Origin of the sequence: Bradyrhizobium sp. (assembly GCF_028868675.1) — a bacterium.
GTDB lineage: Bacteria > Pseudomonadota > Alphaproteobacteria > Rhizobiales > Xanthobacteraceae > Bradyrhizobium.
In genome coordinates, this window is the sequence record NZ_JAGWUA010000018.1 from 23,378 (window position 1) to 42,906 (window position 19,529).

The window sequence follows — 19,529 nt, forward strand, 5'->3', positions numbered from 1 at the left end:
GCGCGGGCAGCCTCAGGACTTGTCGAACTTCTTGACGACGTCGGCCCATTTCACGATGTCGCCGCGCAGGAACCTGTCGAACTCCTCCGCCGTCATCGCCATCGGCAGCGCGCCCTGTTCGTTCCAGAGCTTGACGATGTCGGGCCGCTTCACGACGCCGTTCACGGCGGCGTTGAGCTTGTCGATGATCGGCTTCGGCGTGCCGGCCGGCGCCATCAGGCCGAGCCAGATCGTCGCCTCATAGCCGGGCACCCCGGCTTCGCCTGCCGTCGGCACGTCGGGCAGCACCCCGGAACGCTGCTTGCCGGTGGTTGCGAGTGCGCGCACCTGTTTCTCGCCGACATTGGGCGCCATCGCCGGCACGGCGTCGATCATCATCTGCACCTGGGCGCCGATCACGCCGCTACGCGCCTCGCCGCTGTTGCGATAGGGCACGTGCACCACGTCGATGCCGGCCATCGCTTTGAACAGTTCGCCCGCCATGTGGTAGGGCGTGCCCTGGCCGGAGGATGCATAGTTCAGCTTGCCGGGCTGCGATTTGGCGAGGGCGATGAACTCCTGCAGGGTCTTGGCCGGCACCGACGGGTGCACCACGATCACCAGATCGGACGAGTTCACCGGCGCGATCGGCGCGAGGTCGCGCATCAAATCGTATTTGCGCTGGTCCGGTTTCAAGAGCGACTCGTTGGCCGTCTGCGTGTTGGACATCATCAGCAGCGTGTAGCCGTCGGCCGGCGACTTCGCGACCTCCTGCGTGCCGATCACGCCGCCAGCGCCGGTGCGGTTCTCGACCACGAAGGGCTGGCCAAAGCTCTCCTGGAGGATGTTGCCGATCAGCCGCGCCGCAACATCGGCCGGGCCGCCAGGGCCGAACGGCACGACGATCCGCACCGTATGGCTCGGATAGTCCTGTGCGATGCAGCGCGGCAGGGCGGAAAACGTCATGAACAGGCCGGCGGCCAGCGCCAGCACGAATCTGGGGCTCATCATGCCCGCCTCTCTCCCCAAGTCTCGTTCCCCCAAGTCTCGTTCCCCCAAGTCTCGTTCTTGTTGGCCGGCACTGTAGCGGCAGGTCGAGCCGACTGTCGACGCCTTACAAAGTCGGGCCGCGCCGGAATATTGTCCGCCCTTTGGTGCGGCCGTGCAGCATTTGTCCGGCCGCGACGGCAACGGGGCAGCGGGTGGCTTGAGCGGATTGCATGGGCATCGCCGGGAAAATGCGCTCGGCTGGCCGGCATTTTGCTGCTACCAATTGCTCATGAACCAGCACGCCAAGATCCAGCAAACCGAGATCCAGCAGGCCAAGGTCGCGGTCCGCCACTCCACCTGCCCGCACGATTGCCCGTCGGCCTGCGCCCTCGATGTCGAGGTGCTCGACGGACGGACGATCGGCCGGGTCCGCGGTTCCAAGCTGCAGACCTACACCGCCGGCGTGGTCTGCGCCAAGGTCGCGCGCTACGCCGAGCGCATCCATCATCCGGAGAGGGTGATCCATCCCCTGCGCCGCACCGGGCCGAAGGGGTCAGGCCAGTATGCGCGCATCTCCTGGGACGAGGCGCTGGACGAGATCGGGCACCGCTTCAATGCGGCCGAACGCGCGTTCGGCGCGGAGTCGGTCTGGCCCTATTACTACGCCGGCACCATGGGGGTCGTGATGCGCGACGGCCTCAACCGGCTCACCCATGTGAAGAAATATTCGCGCTTCTATTCGACGATCTGCGCCAACGTCGCGCGCGTCGGCTTCGCCATCGGCACCGGCAGGATCGCGGGCGTCGATCCGCGCGAAATGGGGGTCTCCGACCTCGTCGTGATCTGGGGCACCAATCCCGTCAACACCCAGGTCAACGTGATGACGCACGCCGCGCGCGCCCGCAAGGAGCGCGGCGCCAGGATCGCGGCGGTCGACGTCTACGACAACGAGACCATGAAGCAGGCGGACATCAGGATCATCCTGCGGCCCGGTACCGACGGCGCCTTTGCCTGCGGCGTCATGCACGTGCTGTTTCGCGACGGCTATGCCGATCGCGCCTACATGGACAAATACACGGACTGCCCGGCCGAACTCGAGGCGCATCTGAAATCGCGCACGCCGGAATGGGCGTCCGCCATCTGCGGCGTGCCGGTGGCGGAGATCGAGGCCTTCGCCAAGGCGGTGGGCGAGACCAGGCGGACGTTCTTCCGCTACGGCTACGGCTTCACCCGCAGCCGCAACGGCGCAGCGCAGATGCATGCGGCGTCCTGCATTCCCGCGGTGACCGGCGCCTGGCAGTATGAAGGCGGCGGCGCCTTCTTCAACAATTATGCGCTGTGGCACTTCAACGAATCCATCATCGAGGGCCACGACGCGATCGACCGCAACGTCCGCGTGCTCGACCAGTCCAAGATCGGCCGCATCCTGACCGGCGATGCCGACGCCCTGCGCGGCAAGGGGCCGGTCAAGGCGATGCTGATCCAGAACACCAACCCGATGACGGTGGCGCCGGAGCAGGCGCTGGTGCGCCGGGGCTTTGCGCGCGAGGACCTGTTCGTCGCGGTGCATGAGCAGTTCATGACCGAGACGGCGCAGATGGCCGACATCGTGCTGCCGGCGACCATGTTCATGGAGCACGACGACCTCTATTACGGCGGCGGCCACCAGCACATCTCCGTCGGCGCCAAGCTGATCGAGCCGCCCGGCGAGTGCCGTTCCAACCACGAAGTGCTGCAGGGGCTCGCCAGGCGCGTCGGGGCCAGGCATCAGGGCTTCGAGATGTCGCCGCGCGAACTGATCGACGCGACGCTGAAGCTCAGCGGCCACGGCGATATCGCGGCGCTGGAAGCCGATCTCTGGCGCGACCTTCAGCCGGATTTCCGCACCTCGCATTATCTCGACGGCTTTGCGCACGCCGACGGGAAATATCATTTCAAGGCTGACTGGGCGCATCCGCCGTTCGGCCTGATGATGGGCGATTTCGACAAGATGCCGTCGCTGCCGGACCACTGGGCGGTGATCGAAGCGGCCGACCACGCGCATCCGTTCCGGCTGGCGACCAGCCCGTCGCGCAGCTTCCTCAACACCACCTTCAACGAGACGCCGTCCTCGCAGGCGCGTGAGGGCAAAGCGAGCGTGATGATCCATCCGCTCGACGCGGCTTCTCTCGGGATCGGCGATGGCGATGCGGTGACGCTCGGCAACGAGCGCGGCGAGACGACGCTGATCGCGATGCTGTTCGAGGGCGTGCGGCGCGGCGTGCTGATCGCGGAGTCCGTCCATCCGAACAAGGATCACATCGGCGGCCGCGGCATCAACATGCTGACGGGCGCGGATACCATCGCGCCGATCGGCGGCGCGGCGTTCCACGACAACAGGGTCTGGGTGCGGAAGGCCGCGGGCGCCTGACAGGCCCGCAGGCGAACTTGCGCCGAGGCGCTACGCCGCAGATTGCGCTTGCGCTCGCGGCGCGACCTGCCGCAAATGCTGCTCCAAACGGAGCAAGCGAGCCATGACCGATACCACGGGCGTCATCACCGAAAAGCGCGGACAGGCGTTCTGGATCACCATCAATCGTCCCGAGAAGCGCAACGCGCTGAACGGCGAGGTGATCGCGGGCATCGCCAGGGGCTATCGCGACGCGCATGACGACAGGGACGTCCGCGTCATCGTGCTGACCGGCGCCGGCGACAAGGCGTTTTGCGCCGGCGCCGACCTGCAAAATTCCGGCGCGGCCTTCGCGTTCGATTTCTCCCGGCCCAATGTCGACTATGCCGACCTCCTGCGGCTGTCGCAGAATGCGACGAAACCCGCGATTGCCCGCGTTGGCGGCGTCTGCATGGCCGGAGGCATGGGCCTGTTGTGCATGACCGACATGGCGGTCGCCGCCGATAACGTCATCTTCGGCCTGCCCGAGGTGAAGGTCGGCGTGTTCCCGATGCAGGTGCTGAGCCTGTTGCAGCGGATTGCGCCGCCGCGCCTCGTCAACGAATGGGCGCTCACCGGCGAGCCGTTCGACGCCAGGGCCGCGCAGGCGGCGGGCCTGCTCAACCACGTCGTGCCGGCCGCCGAGCTCGACGCCAAGGTCGACTGGCTGGTCGGCCGCCTCGTCGACAAGTCGCCGACCGCGATCAGGCGCGGCAAATATGCCATGCGCGCCATCGCCTCGATGTCGTTCGACGAGAGCATCGCCTACACCGAAAGCCAGATCGCGCTCTTGGCGATGACCGAGGACGCCAAGGAAGGCATGCGCGCCTTCAGCGAGAAGCGCAAGCCGTCCTGGCCGGGGCGGTAGGGGGAGGCCCTGCGCTTCTGCGCGGTGGCCGCTGATTTGCCCGAGGCGCCGTTTGCACCTATGTTCGCCGCGCTTGGCTTGACCGGGGCGGCAGTGACACACATTCCATCTCATCCGGGTGTGGCGTGAGGGCATCCATCGCGCAGAACCCGTGGCGGCTGATGCTGGCCGTCAACGCCGTCGTGGTGGCCGGAGTCTTCATCCACAAGATATTCCTGCAGCCCTACGTTCCCTACATCCATCTGCTGGTGAACTACCAGTTCGGCTTCATCAAGCGGGCGCTGATCGGGGCTCTCGTCGGGCTGTTCACGGCGAAGGTGCCGGTGTGGCTGGTGTTCGCGCTCGGCGGCGCGGTGTGGCTCCTGACGCTCGGGTTGTTCGTCGAGCTCTTCCGCAGGACGTTCGGCTTCGCCGATCGCAATATGCCGTTGTTCACGTTCATTGCGGGATCGCCGTTCTTCTTCAAGAACTTCATGCACTCGCTCGGCCATTTCGACATCTATGGCTGCCTGCTCGCGATCGTGCTGCTGCTCGTGCCCGCGCGCTCGGTCCTGTTCGTCGTGCTGGCGGCGCTGTTCTCGGTGATCCTGATCCTGATCCACCACATCCATCTCTTGATGTATGTACCGACGATCATCGTCATCGTGGCGGCCAGGCACTATCTCGTTCACGGCCTCAATCGCCTGAACCTGACGATCGGAATTTTGTCCGTGGCCAGCGTCGGCGCGCTGTTCTTCGCGGCGCAGTTCTGGGGCACGATGCCGATCCCGGAGGCCGATTTCGTGCAGTACCTGAAGGGCAGGATGGCCGATCCCTCCCGCACCAACCTGCTGAGCTTCAGCTACATCTGGTATCAGCCGCTGTCGAAGGAGATTGCGGACACCTGGGCGCGCATGCCCTCGAACATTCTCGGCGTTCCCGTCTTCGCGCTGCTGATCTGGCTGCATACGCCGCTGTGGCGTTACTTTGCGGAGTCTATCCGCGCGCTCGCGAGCGAAACGCACCGCCGTCTCGTCGTCGCGGCGCTGGTCGGGGTCAGCCTCGCCTATCTCGTGATGTTCGCCATCGTGTTCGACTATTCGCGCTGGATGTCGAACTGGGCGGTGTGCATGTTCCTGATCCTGCACGTGGTCAGGATGCTGCCGGCCGCGCGGCAAACGCCGCCCATCCCGTCGGAGGACCGTACGACCAACGTCTTCGGCTGGATCGTGACGCTGTACCCGCGCGTCGGCATCGTGCGGCCGTTCTAGCCGCGCGCGCGGCGAATGCGTGCTTTTGTTTCCGCGAAAAAGCGGTTACTAGTGCGGGTGATTATCAAGTTCGATTTCGTGGCGTCTTGAGGTGTGCCGATGGCCGCGCTTGCAGAGGTTGCCGAGGTAGCCAAGTCCGATCTGGCCGATGAACTCATCGCTCATGCGGTTGCCAGCATCGAGGCTGCGGACCATTTCTCCGCGCCTTTCCCCCATATCGTGTTTCGCGATTTCTTCCCGGCGGATTTCTATCGCGATCTGGTGCGCCATGTCCCGACCCAGGGCTACGATCCGATCACCGGCACCGGGACCCGCATGGCGCTGCGGCTCTACGGCGAGAACGTCGACAAGATCGAGCCGGCCTTGCGGCCGGCATGGGCGGCGGTATCGGCGATGTTGACCTCCAGGGAGGTCGAGCAGGCGATCCGGAACAAGCTGCGTGACGGGCTCGAGATTCGCGCCCACGGCGACAAGCTGCCCGGCGCCGCCGACGTGACGCTGGTCGCAAAACCGGTGGTCTACCGCGACACCGACGGCTACCAGATCAAGCCGCATCCGGACACCCGCAAGAAGGTCGTGACGATGCAGCTCTACTGTCCGACCGACGACAGCCAGGAGGCGCTGGGGACCACGCTTTACCAGGCGTCGCTGAAGGGCCTGTTCCACGTCGGCTCCTACTGCCTCGAGCCGGTGAAGACCATCCCGTTCCTGCCCAATGTCGGGTACGCGTTCGTGGTCCTGAAGGCGTACCACTCGCTGACCAGGATGAGCTGGCACGGCCGTCCGAAGATCGAGACCAGTCAGCCGCGCATCACCATCCTGAACACGTTCTACAAGAACGAGCACGTCGGCTTCTGATTGTGCGCGGGCCGCGCAAAGACGACGGCCCGAATTAGTTCCAAATATCCGCGCGCATCACCCCGCGTTCGCTTTCAGCCCCGCGGCCTCGATGCCGGCCACCGCGCAGGCCTCGTCATTGTCGGAGGTGTCGCCGGACACGCCGACGGCGCCGAGCAGGGCGGTGCCGTCCATGACCAGGACGCCGCCGGGCACGGGGATCAGCGCGCCCTTGGCGAGCGTGTTCACGGCGTCGATGAAATAGGCCTGCTCCTGCGCCCGCTGGAACAGCGCACGCGAGCCCATCCCCATGGCGAGCGCGCCATAGGCCTTGCCGTGTGCGATCTCGGCCCGCATCAGGCTGGTGCCGTCCTGCGCGGCCGTCAGCTTGACCGCGCCGCGGGCGTCGAGGATGGCGACGACGAGCGGCTTCAATTTGAGCTGCCCGGCCTTGACCAGGGCGGCGTCGAGGATCTTGCGGGCAGTGTCGAGGGTGAGTTCGGCCATCTCTGAATTCCTTATGGTCTGGATGAAGTCATTGAACGGGGTTTGGCGGCATCGAGGCTCCTCGCCAGCAGGCGTGCGACATGCAGCGCCTCGCGCTGCGCGCCGTCTGCGATCTGGTGCCGGCAGGAGGTGCCGTCGGCGACCAGCAGCGTCGCCGGATCGGCGCGCCGCACCGCCGGCAGCAGCGACAGCTCGGCCATCTCGATCGAGGCGTCATAGGTGTCGGCGCCGTAGCCGAAGGCGCCGGCCATGCCGCAACAGCTCGATTCGATGGCCTCGACCTTGAGGTCCGGGATCAGGCGCAGCACCTGCTCGACCGGCCTTAAGGCGCCGAAGGACTTTTGGTGGCAATGACCATGCACGAGGGCTTTTTCCGCGATCGCGCCGAGCGGCAGTTGCAGCCGTCCGGCTTCGGCCTCGCGCGCCAGGAACTCTTCGAAGGTGAGGGCGTGGGCGCTGACGCTGGAGGCGTCGCCGTCCCTGCGCAACGATAGCAGTTCGTCGCGCAGCGTCAGCAGGCAGCTCGGCTCGAGGCCGACGATCGGCACGCCGCGGGCGGCGAACGGCGCGAAAGCCGCGACCAGGCGGTCGAGCTCGGCGCGGGCCTCGTCGACCAGTCCGGCGGACAGGAACGTGCGGCCGCAGCACAGCGGCCGCCTTCCGCTCGCCGGCTTCGGCAGGTGCACGCGATAGCCGGCCGCCAGCAGCACGCGCAGCGCGGCGTCGAGGTTTTCGCGCTCGTAGATGCGGTTGAAGGTGTCGGCGAACAGCACGACCTCGCGGCCCTCCGCGGGCCCGACCGCTTCAGCGGGCGGCGCGAATACGTCGCGCCGGAACGCGGGCAGCGTGCGGCGCGCGCTGACGCCGGCAAACCGCTCGAACAGTCTTCGCAACAGCGGACTCCGGTTACGCAGGTTCGCAAGCGGCGCAAGGCGCGCGGCAAGGCCGGCGTAGCGCGGGAGATAGCCGACCAGGCGGTCGCGCAGCGACAACCCGCGCGCGGCGACGCGCGCCGCCAGCACCTCGATCTTCATCTTCGCCATGTCGACGCCGACGGGGCATTCATGGCGGCAGGCCTTGCAGGAGACGCAAAGCTTCATCGTCTCCATCATCTCGTCGGACGACAGCGCGTCGGGCCCGAGCTGGCCGGAGATCGCGAGCCGCAGCGTGTTGGCGCGGCCGCGCGTGACGTCCTTCTCGTTCCGCGTCGCGCGATAGGACGGGCACATCACGCCGCCTTCGAGCTTGCGGCAGGCGCCGTTGTTGTTGCACATCTCGACCGCGCCCTGGAAACCGCCGCCGGCGCCGGGCCAGGCGGACCAGTCGAACGCGGTCTTCAGTTCAGGCACGCGATAGTCCGGCCGGTAGCGGAACAGCGAGCGGTCGTCCATCTTGGGCGCGTCGACGATCTTGCCGGGATTGAGGATGTTCTCGGTATCGAAGCGCTTCTTCACCTCCCTGAAGTCGGCGACGAGCCGCTCGCCGAACATCGCCTCATGGAATTCCGAGCGCACCAGGCCGTCGCCGTGCTCGCCGGAATGCGAGCCCTTGTATTCCCGCACCAGCGCAAAGGCCTCCTCGGCGATGGCACGCATCGCGCGCACGTCCTTGTCGAGCTTGAGGTTCAGGACGGGGCGCACGTGCAGGCAGCCTTCCGAGGCGTGCGCATACATCGTGCCGCTGGTGCCGTGCCTGGCGAAGACCTCGTTCAGCCGTGCGGTGTAGTCGGCGAGATGCGGCAGCGGCACTGCGCAGTCCTCGACGAAGGAGACCGGCTTGCCCTCCTGCTTCATCGACATCATGACGTTGAGGCCGGCGGCGCGGAAATCGGCGATGCCGCTCTGCAATGCCGGCTCGGTGATCTCCACCACGCCGCCCCATTTGCGCCGCTCGTTGCCCCACGCGAAGCCGAGATCGCCCATCAATTCGGAGAGCTGCTGCAGGCGCCGCAAGTTCTCCGCCTGGTCCTCTTCGGCGAACTCCACCACCAGTACGGCGTCCGGATCGCCCTGGATGGCCGTAGAGATGACCGATCTGAACATCGTGATGTCGCGGCCGAGCGCGATCATGGTGCGGTCGACCAGTTCGACCGCGATCGGCCTGAGCTTGACGAGGTGCTGGGCGGCATCCATCGCCTCGTAGAAGCTGCCGAAATGGCAGACCCCGAGCACCTTGTTGCGGATCACCGGCCACAGCTTCAACTCGACCTTGGTGGTGAAGGCGAGCGTTCCCTCGGACCCGACCAAGAGATGCGCCATGTTGTTGGGCGCATTGCGCGGAACCAGTGCATCGAGATTGTAGCCGCCGACCCGGCGCTGCACCTTCGGGAACCTTGCCGCGATCTCGGCTGCCTCGCGCGCGCCGAGATCGAGCATGTCGCGGAACAGTGCGAGCGCGCCGTCCGACGCGTTGACCTGGGCGAGGTCGCGCGGCACTTCGCCGAACTGCAAGAGCGTGCCATCCGCGAGCGCCGCCTCCATCGACAGCGTGTTGTCGCGCATGGTGCCGTAGCGCAGCGACCGGCCGCCGCAGGAATTGTTGCCGGCCATGCCGCCGATGGTGGCGCGCGAGGCGGTGGAGACGTCGACCGGGAACCAGAGGCCGTGCCTTTTGAGCTGGCGATTGAGATCGTCGAGCACGATGCCGGGCTCGACGACGCAGGTCCGCTTGTCGAGGTCGAGCGACAGGACGCGGTTGAGGTGCTTGGAGACGTCGAGGACGATGCCGCCGTTGATGGTCTGGCCGCACTGCGAGGTGCCACCGCCGCGCGGGGTGACGATCCGCCCCTCGTCGCGGGCGATCGAAAGGGTCCGCAGCGCCTCGTCCATGCTGCGGGGCACCACCACCGCCTCCGGCATGATCTGGTAGAACGAGGCGTCGGTGGCGTAGCGGCCCCGGCTGAAGGAATCGAACAGCACCTCGCCCGTAATCTCACGGACCAACCGCGCCGCAAGGCCGCCGTTTCGGGCCGATTCTCTCGACTTTCCGGCCGCGCCAGCCGCCATGGATCATCCTCACCTGTTCGCCGTGAACGTCTTGCCTAGCCTGGTCGTTCTTGGCAAGCGAAGCCCTGCCTTGGGAAGGCGAAGCCCTGCTTCCGGCGCATTGACGGGCTCCGCCGGGCGGGGGACAAGGCGGACGAATGGTGATATTCGAGCGGCTCCTCAGGGCCCATGGACCGGGCCCGGGGACCAGGCTCGGAAAGCTCAAGACAAAGACGCCTGACAAGACACCTGATCAGAGACCGGGAAGGACGCCCATGACCGTGCACACTGGAAGGCATTTTCTCCAGATTCCGGGACCGACCAACGTGCCCGACCGGGTGTTGCGGGCCATGGACATGCCGACGCTCGACCATCGCGGTCCGGAATTCGCCGAACTCGGTTTCGCGGTGCTGGCGTCCATACAGCGGGTGTTCCGCACCAAGCAGCCTGTGATCATCTATCCCTCGTCCGGGACCGGGGCCTGGGAGGCGGCAATGGTCAACGTGCTGGCTCCGGGCGACAAGGTTTTGATGTGCGAGACCGGGCAGTTCGCCGTGCTGTGGCGCGGTATCGCCGAAAAATTCAAGCTCGACGTCGATTTCATCCCGACCGACTGGCGCCATGGCGCCGATCTCGCCGCGATGGAGCAGCGCCTCACGGCCGACAAGCAGCACAAGATCAAGGCCGTCTGCGTCGTCCACAACGAGACATCGACCGGCTGCGTCACCCCGCCGCTCGAGGTGCGCAAGCTGCTCGACCGGGTCAAGCATCCCGCGCTGTTGATGGTCGACACCATCTCCGGGCTCGGCTCGCTCGAATACGAGCACGACGCCTGGGGCATCGACGTCTCGGTCGCGGGCTCCCAGAAGGGCCTGATGCTGCCGCCGGGGCTCGGCTTCAACGCCGTCTCGGAGAAGGCGCTGGCCGTCGCCAGGGCCAATCCCGCCATGCGCTCCTACTGGGACTGGCAGGAGGTCATCAACTTCAACAAGGCCGGCACCTTCCCCTACACGCCCGCCACCAATCTGCTGATGGGCCTGAGGGAGGCCGTCAGGATGCTGGAGGAGGAGGGGCTCGACAACGTGTTCGCCCGCCACAGGCGGCACAGCGCGGCGACCCGCGCGGCGATCAAGGTCTGGGGCCTGGAGACCCAGTGTCTCGATCCCAACGCACATTCGCCGGCGCTGACCGGCGTGCGTGTGCCCGAAGGCCACGACGCCGACAATTTCCGGAAAGTGGTGCTGGAGAATTTCGACATGTCGCTCGGCACCGGCCTGAACAAGGTCAAGGGCAAGCTGTTCCGCATCGGCCATATCGGCCATTTCAACGATCTGATGCTGATGGGCACGCTGTCGGGCGTCGAGATGGGGCTCGACCTCGCCAAGGTCCCGCACCGCAGCGGCGGCGTGCTGGCGGCCATGGAGGTGCTGAAGGGGCGCGACGTGGTGCCGATGTCCAAGGCTGCGGTCGCCTGAGTCGTCGTCGAATTGAAGAAAGAAGCGCGATGAACGCCCCCGTGACCAACAACGAAGACCTGCTCTACTCCGTCCAGGACGGCATCGCGCGGATCACCTTCAACCGCCCGCAGGCGCGCAATGCGCTGACCTTCGCCATGTACGAGCGCATGGCGGAGATCTGCACCGAGATCAATGCCGACCGCTCGATCAAGGCGCTGATCCTGACCGGTGCCGGCGACAAAGCCTTTGCGTCCGGTACCGACATCTCGCAGTTCCGCGCCTTCAAGACCGCGCAGGACGCGCTCGATTACGAGGCGCGGATCGACCGCGTGCTCGGCACGCTGGAGCAGTGCCGCGTGCCCGTCATCGCGGCGATCGCCGGCGCCTGTACTGGCGGCGGTGCGGGCATCGCGGCCTGCTGCGACATCCGCATCGGGACCGAGACGACGCGGATGGGCTTTCCGATCGCGCGTACGCTCGGCAACTGCCTGTCGATGTCCAACATCAGCCGCGTCGTCTCCCTGGTCGGCCCCGCGCGGACCAAGGACCTGATCTTCAAGGCCCGTCTCGTCGAGGCACCCGAGGCGCTCGCGCTCGGACTGCTCAACGAGGTGGTGCCCGATGTCGCCACCCTGCAGCGCCGCGCCGACGAGACCGCGAAACTCGTCGCAAGCCACGCTCCGCTGACGCTGGAAGCGACAAAGGAGGCGGTCCGCCGCATCCGCCGCACGCTGTCGCGAGAGGAGGGCGAGGACCTGATCCTCAAGGCCTATATGAGCGAGGATTTTCGCGAGGGCATGGATGCCTTCCTGAACAAGCGCGCGCCGAACTGGAAGGGCAAGTAGGTCTTCGACCCTGACAAGTGAGCGAACGTCCGGGTTTGCAAGCTGGGGTGAAGCAAACTTGATCGCGACGGAGCTTGCCTGTGAATGACACGTTCAAGCGCTACCTCGATGCGCTCGGCAAGACCCAATTCATGCCTGCGCAACACCTGCAGAACTATCAGCGCGAGTTGCTGAGGCAGGTCGTCGAGCACGCCCGGCGCAATGTTCCGTTTTACGCGGAGCGTCTGAAATGCCTCGTCCGGACCGACGGCACCCTCGATTTCGATCGCTGGCGTGAAATTCCAATCTTGACGCGGGCGGAAGCGACGCAGTTTGCGGAGGAAATGCGTGCGGTCGACCTGCCGCCGCAATTCGGGGACGTCGCCTCACGCGTTACGTCGGGCTCCGGTGGCACGCCGCTCCGGTTTGCCGTCAACGCGCTGGCAATGCTTGCCTACAACGCGGCTTTCACGCGGCTTGCCCTATGGCATGGCGCAAATCCCTCGCGACCGCTTGCGCAGCTGCGGATCTATCGTCAGACGGCGCCGCCGCTCTATCCATCCGGCAACAACACGAAGGGCTGGTCGCAATTGGCGCCGGACACCGATTGTTTCGGGCTCGACATGCGTACGCCGATCGATGACCAGATCGAATGGCTGTCGCGGCACCGGACGCCGTACCTGATGACGCTGCCCTCCAACGCGCTGGCTCTCGCCTATGCCTCCTCCGGGACAGAATTACAATTCGAGAGGATCTTTTCGATCTCGGAGACGATCCTTCCGGGTACCCGCGAGTTGATAGCCGAAAAACTCGGCGCCAAGCTCGTCGGAATGTACTCATGTGAGGAAGTCGGGTGCATCGCAACCGAATGCCCGGAGGCACAACACTATCACCAATGCTCGGAAATGACGCTGGTCGAACTCGTTGACGACGAAGGGCGTCCGGTGCCGCCGGGCGAGCCCGGACGCGTCCTCGTGACCGGATTGTACAACTATGCCACTCCGTTCATCCGATACGAACTCGGTGATGTCGCCATTGCGGACGCCGCGCCATGCCGCTGCGGGCGTTCGCTGCCGGTGCTTTCGCAGGTGCTCGGCCGCACCCGTCACGCATTCCTGTTTCGCGACGGAAAGCGGGTCTGGCCGCGTGCCTGGAACGAGATCGCGATGCGCGGTTTCGTTCCGTGCCGCGAATTCCAGGTCGTGCAACTCGACTACGAAAACGTCGAATTCCGCTATGTTCCGGACGGCGAGCAGCCCATCGACATCGACGGCCTTGCCGCCTACGCCCGGGAGCACCTGCATCCTTCCGTGGAGATATCGGTCGTGAAAGTCGAGCGGATAGCAAGGGGACCGGGCGGCAAGCTCGACCCGTTCATCTCTCAATTGACCTGAGCTAGAACGCCGACTCGCACGATCCGTTGGTCAACGAGGCGGGCGGATTGCAGAACTGAGTAGAACTGCTCGAACTGGATTGGCTCTGGGAGTTGATGATGCTGAACAGCGTGTCGGCGCTCCAGATATTCGGATCGTCCTGACGGTGCCGCGCGATCAGCGGCTTGTCCTTCTGACCGAAATAGAACTTCAGGCCGCCCCAGATACCGTGAAACTCACCCTCGCCGACGCGGGCTTCGAAGAAGGCCGTAGCCTTGAACTTGTTGGCGAGCGGAAATGCATACTCGCTGCCGAGCGCCAGCGCATGCTTGCCGCCGAGATAGCGATGGCCGACATAGCCGACCCAGTCGTCCGTCAGATAATATTTGAGATTGATCTGGTCGAAGAACCGGGTCCGTACATCAAACATCGACGAGAAGGTGGAGGTCGTGAGCACGCCGGGAGTGCCGAAGGGAGTCGGTCCCGGAGTGGCCGTGACGGCCGTGAACGAACTCGTCGTAGATACCTGGTTGCCAAATTCGACACCGGCTATGCCCTGTAAGGTCCAGCGGCCGACATAATACTCGCCTTCACCCGCAACCTGGCCGACATAAGCACCGCCATACCGGTCCCAGATCGTGTGGCTGGTGTAGATGCCGAACAGCCCCTGCCCGGGATTGCGCCAGAAGAAGTGGCCGGCAACATTGCCGAAACCGCTGTGGTCGAAGCTTCCAAATGCCGCGTCGAGCTGGACACCGAGCGAACCTCGCAGCGGAAACGAGACTGCGCCCTGCGTACCGGCGAGCGACCGGTTGGCAAGCGATCCGCCCAGCACCTCGGTCTTGGCATTCAGGCCGTCAACGGCCGGCGCGTAGCTGGAGATTGGTGTGGGCGAGAAGACCAGAGGATCGGCATAAGCCGCCCCGGAAAACATCGACGCGCCCACTACGCTATGAAGCATAGTGGAGGTCAGCCAGTGCACTCGTGTGCGCCCATTCATCCTTATGCACTCCGTGGCCAGCTAACTCCCTACGCATCCGGGCAATCAAGCGATTCCTGCAACGATAGGGTCTGCGGTTCGCTCTCTGTGACAAAAAAGCAACGACTAATCGTCGATCTTTCGGTCGAGAACCACGATAGGCCACTCCTGGCCGAACGGATGCCCCTCCACAGGCCTGATTTTGCGGAGGATCAGCTTGGCGGGCAGCGCATCCAGAAACTGCGTCCGGGTTGGAAAGCTATATTTGGATCGTGACGCTCGATAGATGTCGATGGTGTCGATCTCAGCGCGGTCCCAGCCGGTGCGCGCGGCGAGGCTCCCGCGGTCGGGAAACTCTGCGTCGAACCTCCCAGGAAGTGCGGCTATAGGTATCGTCGTATGGCTGCCAAGATCGGGTGCCACGGCCATTGCGAACTTGAACTTGAAGTGTTGGAAGGACAGCCGGTGGGCTTTCGCAGCGGTCAGGAGTTCGCCGACCGTCTCCGGCACATCCGGTCTCAGGAAAACCCGGCATGCCAGAGTGCCGCCAGGCGTCAGGCAGCGGGCGATTTCGTCCAAAACCCTGGTCAGCCGGTGCGGATAGTCGAGCGAGATAAAGCTGCCATCGCCGATACACGCGCTGAAGGATGCCTTTGAGAATGGCATCGCGGCCCAGTCCCCGGCGACGGCAGCTACGTGGGCGGACTGTCGGGCATTCTGCGCGAGCTCGGCGCTGCGATCGATGGCAGTGAGATTGCGACCGGTCTGCAGGAGGCCCGCGGTTGTTCCGAGAAGCAGGATGCGGCCGGTGATTGATGAGACCTCGGCCTTTATCGCGGCGATCACCTCTGACGCGACGGAGACCGGTCGCGCAAGGCCGGACCAAGCTTGAAACATGGGCCGCCAATGATCTTTCACCGCACTTTGCCTCGCCGCTCACGTTGGTTCTCGTCCCAACTCACGATCTGCTGTTCGCAAGCGCCCGCCGAGGGCCGGAGATGGCCGCACTGGTCCATATGCCCGCGCGGCGTCTAAAGGTCACTTCCGCAGTTGGAGCAGTCCAGGTTATTTTTCCCTGGGCAACCGGGACCAGTGGACCGCTCCAGCGGAAGCTGGAAAGAATAGGCAAGTCATCATCGTCAAGCTGGGCCGATAACGGCTTGATCTTACCGGCGATATCCGTAAATGTGGCCCAAAGCCTCCTGGCATTTGCAATGCCAGTGAGAACCGACAGGGAAGAAACACGTGCGAAATTCGATGAAGGCCGCGTGCACTGCAGCGGCGTTGTTAGTGGTGAGCCCGGCCGCTGCCGGCTGGGAGCCGACCAAGCCCGTCGAGATCGTGGTTGCCGCCGGTGCCGGCGGTGCCTCCGACCAGATGGCGCGGATGATGCAGGCCGCGATCCAGAAGAACAATCTGATGAAGCAGCCGATGGTGGTCTCGCTCAAGGGCGGCGCCTCCGGGGCGGAAGCCCTGATGTACATGAAGAGCAGCGAGGGCGACCCGAACAAGGTGCTGATCGCCTATTCGCTGATCTACATGCTGCCGCTGTCGGCCAAGATCCCGTTCGACTGGCGCGAACTGACGCCGGTCTCGGTGATCGCGCTCGACCAGTTCGTGCTGTGGGACAATGCCGCAGGCCCCAAGACGGTGAAGGAGTTCGTCCAGGCAGCCAAGGCCGCGAGCGCGCCGTTCAAGATGGGCGGCACCGGCTCCAAGCGCGAGGACCACGTGCTGACCGTGTTCCTCGAGCAGAAGACCGGCGCCAAGTTCTCCTATCTGCCCTACAAGTCCGGCGGCGAGGCCGCGACCCAGCTCGTCGGCAACCACACCGAATCCAACGTCAACAACCCGTCCGAGAACCTGGAAGTGTGGCGCGCGGGCCAGGTCCGTCCGCTCTGCGTGTTCGACAAGGAGCGCATCTCCTACACCAGCAAGGTGACCGAGACGCAGTCCTGGCACGACATCCCGACCTGCAAGGAGGAGGGGCTCGACATCCAGTACCTGATGCTGCGGGCGATGTTCCTGCCCGGCAAGGTGACGAGCGAGCAGCAGGCGTTCTATGTCGAGCTGTTCCAGAAGGTGACGCAGACGCCGGAATACAAGGACTACATGGAGAAGCAGGCGCTGAAGCCGGTCTTCCTCTCCGGCAAGGACATGCTGAAATTCCTCGAAGAGGACGGCCAGCTCAACAAGTCGCTGATGACGGAAGCCGGATTTGTCGCGAAGTAGTCGCCTCCCCTCGCCCCCGCAAGCGGGACGAGGGAGAGGATTGCGCGCAGCTCTGAAATCAGCCCATGACCGATACTGACCTTGAAATCGTCGTCGAGGATCCGACTGCTCCGGAGGAGGATTCGCCGTCCCTCGTCGGCACGCGAACGGTCGAGATCGTCGTCTCGATCGCGCTCCTGCTGCTTGCCGTCACGCTCGGCTACGACAATTGGCGCACCGGCATCTCCTGGGACTCCACCGGACCCGAGCCGGGCTACTTTCCGTTCTATCTCTCCGTGATCCTCGCCGGCGGCAGCCTTTACGGCCTGATCGCCGCGCTCACCTCGCAGGACCGCACCTCGGACACCTTCGTCACGCGTGCGCAGGCTCGGCGCGTGCTCGCGGTGTTCGTGCCGACGCTCTTGTTCTGCCTGGCGACGCAGTTCCTCGGCCTCTACGTCGCGAGCTTCCTGCTGATCGCCGGCTTCATGCGGGCGATCGGCAAAATCGCGCTGTGGAAGTCGCTGCTCACCGCCTTCGCGTTCACCGCGATCATGTTCGTGACCTTCGACGTCGCCTTCGACGTCATCATGCCGAAGGGACCGCTCGAAGCGGTCCTCGGCCGCTAGGCGGTTCTCGAATGGAAGCGTTCGGTCTGCTGCTTCACGGTTTTGCGGTGCTGCTCACCGGCAAGACGCTGGTGCTGATGATGATCGGGCTCGTGCTCGGCATCTTCGTCGGCGTGCTGCCGGGCCTCGGCGGCCCGAACGGCGTGGCGATCCTGTTGCCGCTGACCTTCACGATGGACCCGACCTCGGCGATCGTGATGCTGTCCTGCATCTATTGGGGCGCGCTGTTCGGCGGCGCGATCACCTCGATCCTGTTCAACATTCCGGGCGAAGCCTGGTCGGTGGCGACCACGTTCGACGGCTATCCGATGGCGCAGCAGGGCCGGGCGGCCGAGGCGCTGACCGCGGCCTTCACCTCCTCCTTCATCGGCTCGCTGGTCGCAGTCCTGCTCATCACCTTCCTCGCGCCGATGATCTCCTCCTTCGCGCTCAGGTTCGGCCCGCCCGAGTTCTTCGCGGTCTATCTCCTGACCTTCTGCTCCTTCGTCGGCCTCGGCCGCGAGGCCAGGCACAAGACGGTCATCTCGATGTCGCTCGGCCTTCTGCTCGCCGGCATCGGCATGGATACCGTCTCCGGCCAGCTGCGCATGACCTTCGGCACCGCCGAGCTCCTGCGCGGCATCAACTTCCTGGTCGCCGTGATCGGCCTGTTCGGCATCAGCGAGATCCTGCTGACGATGGAGGAGCGCCTGGCGCTGCGCGGACACGCCGCCCACATTTCGCTCCGCGTCGTGCTCTCCGTGTGGCGGGACCTGCCGCGCTACTGGGTGACGCTTCTGCGCTCCTCCTTCATCGGCTGCTGGCTCGGCATCACGCCGGGCGGGGCGATCGCGGCCTCGTTCATGGGCTACAATCTGGCAAAACGTTTCGCCAAGGAGCCGGAGAGTTTTGGCAAGGGCCGCATCGAGGGCGTGTTCGCGCCGGAGACCGCGGCGCACGCCTCCGGCACCTCGGCATTGCTGCCGATGCTGGCGCTCGGCATTCCCGGCTCGGGGACGGCTGCGATCCTGCTCGGTGGATTGATGGTGTGGGGCCTCAATCCGGGTCCGCTGCTGTTCGTCGAGCACAAGGATTTCGTCTGGGGCCTGATCGCCTCGATGTATCTCGGCAACGTCGTCGGCCTCGTGCTGGTGCTGACCACCGTGCCGGTGTTCGCCTCGATCCTGCGCGTGCCGTTCGCCGCGGTGGCGCCGATGATCGTGGTGTCCTGCGCGATCGGCGCCTATGCCATCCAGAACGCCATGTTCGACATCTGGCTGATGCTGGGGTTCGGCGTGGTCGGCTACGTCTTCAAGAAGATCGGAATTCCGCTTGCGCCGTTCACGCTCGCGCTCGTGCTCGGCAACCGCGCCGAGGACGCCTTCCGCCTGTCGATGATCGGCTCCGGCGGCGACCTCAAGGTGTTCTGGTCGAACGGCCTGGTCGGCTCGATCACGACGCTGGCGCTCCTCCTGCTGTTCTGGCCGCTGATCGAAAAGCTGCTCGCCCGCGCCGGACGGCCGCGACGGGCGAGGCCCGCCCCGCTCTGAGCCCGGACGAAAACACCTGAGGATTCAGGGGTATACCCGTACGGCCGGTATTCCCTGCCGCAGTCATCCTTCGGTTGATTGTTTTCCCGGTGTTGCTTGGCTGCGACAGCTTTCGGGACGCTACAAGGCTATTTTGCCGTCACGGGTTGGACTTGAGGGGATTCTCATGAAGCGGATTATGGTTGGGATGGCAGCGGCTTTGTCGCTGTTCGCGTCGGGTGCGATGGCTGCCGATCTGGCGGCGCGGCCCTACGTCAAGGCGCCGCCCGTCGCGGCGGCAGTCTATGGCTGGACCGGATTCTATGTCGGCGGCAACGTCGGCTACAGCTGGGGCCGAGCGCGCAATACCGAAACCATTTCGAATTTCGCTACGGGCGCGGCGTTGTTCACGGGAACATCGAGCAACGACGTGAACGGCGTGATCGGTGGTGGCCAGATCGGTTACAATTGGCAAATGCAGAACTGGTTGTTTGGTCTTGAAGCCGACTTCCAGGGAAGCGGCGAGAAGGGCTCCAGCAATCTTGTCTGCGTCGGGTGCAATGACAACGGAACCGATATCACCTCGACATTGACCCAGAAGCTGACATGGTTCGGCACCTTCCGGGGCCGCGTCGGTGTCCTGGTCACGCCGAGCGTTCTGCTGTATGGGACCGGCGGTCTCGCCTATGGCGAATTGAAGACCGA

The 19,529-nt window shown here is 65.0% G+C and carries 15 protein-coding genes and 1 pseudogene; 11 read left to right on the top strand and 5 right to left on the bottom strand.

The window, feature by feature from the left end:
• Nucleotides 1-12: 12 nt before the first annotated feature.
• Nucleotides 13-990: a tripartite tricarboxylate transporter substrate binding protein gene (locus KGM94_RS04540; RefSeq protein WP_300255388.1), complete on the bottom strand. Its 978-nt coding sequence runs from the start codon at nt 988-990 to the stop codon at nt 13-15.
• A gap of 268 nt (nt 991-1,258) precedes the next feature.
• Here KGM94_RS04540 and KGM94_RS04545 point away from each other — a divergent pair, with 268 nt between their 5' ends.
• The 4 genes from KGM94_RS04545 (at nt 1,259) to KGM94_RS04560 (ending at nt 6,373) form a co-directional block, all read left to right on the top strand.
• Nucleotides 1,259-3,379 (top strand): molybdopterin oxidoreductase family protein, encoded by a 2,121-nt coding sequence (locus KGM94_RS04545; protein ID WP_300255390.1) that lies wholly within the window; start codon nt 1,259-1,261, stop codon nt 3,377-3,379.
• Between the two features lie 103 nt (nt 3,380-3,482).
• Nucleotides 3,483-4,265, top strand: a complete 783-nt coding sequence (locus KGM94_RS04550) for an enoyl-CoA hydratase/isomerase family protein (RefSeq protein ID WP_300255392.1) — start codon at nt 3,483-3,485, stop codon at nt 4,263-4,265.
• Between the two features lie 125 nt (nt 4,266-4,390).
• Nucleotides 4,391-5,515 carry a hypothetical protein gene (locus tag KGM94_RS04555; protein WP_300255394.1) on the top strand — a complete coding sequence of 375 codons (1,125 nt, stop codon included), beginning with the start codon at nt 4,391-4,393 and terminating at the stop codon, nt 5,513-5,515.
• A gap of 99 nt (nt 5,516-5,614) precedes the next feature.
• Nucleotides 5,615-6,373 carry a hypothetical protein gene (locus KGM94_RS04560; protein ID WP_300255396.1) on the top strand — a complete coding sequence of 253 codons (759 nt, stop codon included), beginning with the start codon at nt 5,615-5,617 and terminating at the stop codon, nt 6,371-6,373.
• A gap of 57 nt (nt 6,374-6,430) precedes the next feature.
• Here the strand turns inward: KGM94_RS04560 and KGM94_RS04565 are convergent, their stop codons facing one another.
• Complete coding sequence (locus KGM94_RS04565; RefSeq protein WP_300255398.1) at nt 6,431-6,859, bottom strand: heme-binding protein; 429 nt, start codon at nt 6,857-6,859, stop codon at nt 6,431-6,433.
• Nucleotides 6,860-6,870: 11 nt separating this feature from the next.
• Nucleotides 6,871-9,864 carry an FAD-binding and (Fe-S)-binding domain-containing protein gene (locus tag KGM94_RS04570; RefSeq protein ID WP_300255400.1) on the bottom strand — a complete coding sequence of 998 codons (2,994 nt, stop codon included), beginning with the start codon at nt 9,862-9,864 and terminating at the stop codon, nt 6,871-6,873.
• Between the two features lie 254 nt (nt 9,865-10,118).
• On the opposite strand from KGM94_RS04570, the gene KGM94_RS04575 reads away from it, so the two are divergent.
• From KGM94_RS04575 to KGM94_RS04585, 3 genes are all read left to right on the top strand, one after another.
• On the top strand, nt 10,119-11,318 hold the full coding sequence (locus KGM94_RS04575) for an aminotransferase class V-fold PLP-dependent enzyme (protein ID WP_300255402.1): 1,200 nt from the start codon (nt 10,119-10,121) through the stop codon (nt 11,316-11,318).
• A gap of 29 nt (nt 11,319-11,347) precedes the next feature.
• Nucleotides 11,348-12,145, top strand: a complete 798-nt coding sequence (locus KGM94_RS04580; RefSeq protein WP_300255404.1) for an enoyl-CoA hydratase/isomerase family protein — start codon at nt 11,348-11,350, stop codon at nt 12,143-12,145.
• Between the two features lie 80 nt (nt 12,146-12,225).
• Nucleotides 12,226-13,518, top strand: coding sequence for a hypothetical protein (locus KGM94_RS04585; RefSeq protein WP_300255406.1), 1,293 nt, complete (start codon nt 12,226-12,228; stop codon nt 13,516-13,518).
• Between the two features lies 1 nt (nt 13,519).
• On the opposite strand, the gene KGM94_RS04590 is transcribed toward KGM94_RS04585, so the two are convergent.
• Together KGM94_RS04590 and KGM94_RS04595 are read right to left on the bottom strand one after the other, a co-directional pair.
• Nucleotides 13,520-14,479 (bottom strand): hypothetical protein, encoded by a 960-nt coding sequence (locus tag KGM94_RS04590; protein WP_300255408.1) that lies wholly within the window; start codon nt 14,477-14,479, stop codon nt 13,520-13,522.
• A 123-nt stretch (nt 14,480-14,602) separates the two neighbouring features.
• Complete coding sequence (locus KGM94_RS04595) at nt 14,603-15,394, bottom strand: methyltransferase domain-containing protein (RefSeq protein WP_300255410.1); 792 nt, start codon at nt 15,392-15,394, stop codon at nt 14,603-14,605.
• 327 nt (nt 15,395-15,721) lie between these two features.
• Here KGM94_RS04595 and KGM94_RS04600 point away from each other — a divergent pair, with 327 nt between their 5' ends.
• The 4 genes and pseudogenes from KGM94_RS04600 to KGM94_RS04615 form a co-directional block, all read left to right on the top strand.
• On the top strand, nt 15,722-16,708 hold the full coding sequence (locus tag KGM94_RS04600) for a tripartite tricarboxylate transporter substrate-binding protein (protein ID WP_300255412.1): 987 nt from the start codon (nt 15,722-15,724) through the stop codon (nt 16,706-16,708).
• Nucleotides 16,709-16,773: 65 nt separating this feature from the next.
• Entirely contained in the window at nt 16,774-17,316 is a 543-nt protein-coding gene (locus tag KGM94_RS04605; protein ID WP_300255414.1) for a tripartite tricarboxylate transporter TctB family protein, read from the top strand.
• 11 nt (nt 17,317-17,327) lie between these two features.
• Nucleotides 17,328-18,845: a tripartite tricarboxylate transporter permease gene (locus KGM94_RS04610; protein WP_300255416.1), complete on the top strand. Its 1,518-nt coding sequence runs from the start codon at nt 17,328-17,330 to the stop codon at nt 18,843-18,845.
• Between the two features lie 166 nt (nt 18,846-19,011).
• Nucleotides 19,012-19,529, top strand: a pseudogene (locus KGM94_RS04615) (outer membrane beta-barrel protein); the annotation flags it as partial.